This is a genomic window from Mycobacterium sp., assembly GCF_036488105.1.
Lineage (GTDB): Bacteria > Actinomycetota > Actinomycetes > Mycobacteriales > Mycobacteriaceae > Mycobacterium.
This window is the reverse complement of the sequence record NZ_DASXHW010000349.1, coordinates 1-2035: the sequence shown is the minus strand read 5'-3', so window position 1 is coordinate 2035 and position 2035 is coordinate 1. Positions and strand designations below refer to the sequence as shown.

Sequence of the window (2035 nt, the reverse complement as noted above, 5' to 3'; positions counted from 1 at the left end):
GCGATCTACCGCGAACCGATGACGATGGACGACTACATCAGCGCGAGAATGATCTCCGAGCCGCTGTGCCTTTACGACTGCGACGCCCCATGCGACGGCGCCACCGCCGTGATCGTGTCCCGCCGCGACGCCGCCAACGGCTTACCGCGGCACCCGCTGACGGTGGAGTCCGTCGGGCCCGGCATGTTCGAGCGGGCGACCTGGGATCAGCGATCGGACATCACCACGATGGCCGCCCACGATTCGGCCGCCACGCTGTGGGAGCACACCACCCTGACTCCCGCCGACGTCGACATGGCCCAGCTCTACGACGGTTTCACCTTTTTGACCGTGATGTGGTTGGAAGCGATGGGCTTCTGCGAGCACGGCAAAGTCGGCGAATTCCTGGGCGACGGCTCGCGTATCGCACTGGACGGTGCGCTACCGATCAACACCAGCGGCGGGCAACTCTCCGGCGGTCGACTGCATGGCATGGGCTTCCTGCACGAAGCATGTGTGCAGTTGTGGGGTGAGGGCGGCGATCGGCAGGCGCCCCGCACTCCCGAGGTGGTGGCCGTCGGTGTGGGCGGCGGACCGGTGGCCGGGTCGATGCTGTTGAGCAGCCGGTAGATCGATGACTGCGGTCGACGACATGACGCTCGGCGACATAGTCACCGACAACGCGGTCCGCTTTCCCGACGTCGTCGCCTACCGGCACCGCCACCGCACCATCACCCATGCCCAATTACGGGACCGGGCAGTTCGATTGCTGTCGGCAATGGCCGCGGCCGGGATGCAGCGTCAGGATCGCATCGCGGTGTTGAGTCGCAACAGCATCGAGTTCGGCGAGCTGAACGCGGCCGCCCAACTCAGCGGAATCATCATGGCCACCATCAACTTCCGGCTCTCCCCCCCGGAGATGGCGGATGCGCTGCACCGCGTCGCCCCGTCGATGGTGTTCTGTGCCGAGGAGTTCGTTCCGGCGATCGCCGATTCCGTAACGGGGCCGACGCTGGTGACCATCGGGGGCGAGGATCGGCCGGGGATCATCAGCTATCAGCGATTCGTCGAAGGAAGCCGCGGCGGCGAGCTCGCATTTATTGCGCGGCCCGACGACATCGCGTACCTGCTGTTCACCAGCGGCACGACGGGCGCGTCCAAGTGCTGCATCCTCGGACAGCGGGAGATGTGCACGGTCGCATTCACGATGAACAACGAGATGCGCTGCGGCAGCACCGATCGCGGACTGATCAATATGCCGATGTTCCATTTCGGTGCGCTCGGGATCATCGGTGGACTGCATGCCCGCGGCGCAACTGTGGTGTTGCAGCAGCAGTTCGACGCGGCCGAGGCGGCTCGTTTGATCGCTGAGGAGCGGATCACGGTGCTGCACCTGGCGCCGGTCATGCTCAGGGTACTCCTCGACGAGGTGGGTGACCGATCCGCTGTGGAATCGGTTCGCACGGTGGTCTATTCGGCCGCGCCGATGACCGCGGCCACCCTGCAGCGCGCGCTCGCCATCCTGCCGCACGCGGGCTTCCTCAACCTCTACGGACAGACCGAAGTCATCGTCTCCGCACTGCCCCGCGAGTTCCACGTCTTGGACGAACCCAACGCTGCCGAGCGGCTGTGCTCGGTTGGCTTCCCATTTCCCGGTACGCGGGTGCGTGTTGTCGATGAGGACGGCGGCGTCGTACCCGTGGAGCAGGCAGGTGAGATCGTCGTGCGGTCCGACTCCGTGTTCCGCGGCTACTGGCAGGACGCGGCGGCAACTAAGGCGACGCTGCGCGACGGGTGGTGTCGCACCGGCGATATGGGCCGATTGGATGGGCGGGGGCTGCTCTACCTGATGGACCGCAAGAAGGACGTGATCATCAGCGGCGGAGAGAATATCTATTCGCCCGAGGTCGAGGATGCGGTCTGTGCGGTTGACGGAGTAGCCGCCTGCGCGGTCGTCGGGGTGTCCGACGACCGGTGGGGCGAAGCGGTCTGCGCGGTTGTGGTGCCGCGCAAGGGTGCGTCGGTGACGCTGGACATGGTGCAGGAGGGCGTGCGG

At 66.1% G+C, this 2035-nt stretch carries 2 protein-coding genes; both read left to right on the top strand.

Going from position 1 to position 2035, the window contains the following annotated elements:
• Positions 1 to 609, top strand: a 609-nt coding sequence (locus VGH54_RS18625; protein WP_331513555.1) for a thiolase family protein, incomplete at its 5' end; no start/stop codon positions are given.
• A 4-nt stretch (positions 610 to 613) separates the two neighbouring features.
• Positions 614 to 2035, top strand: a 1422-nt coding sequence (locus VGH54_RS18620; RefSeq protein ID WP_331513554.1) for a class I adenylate-forming enzyme family protein, incomplete at its 3' end; no start/stop codon positions are given.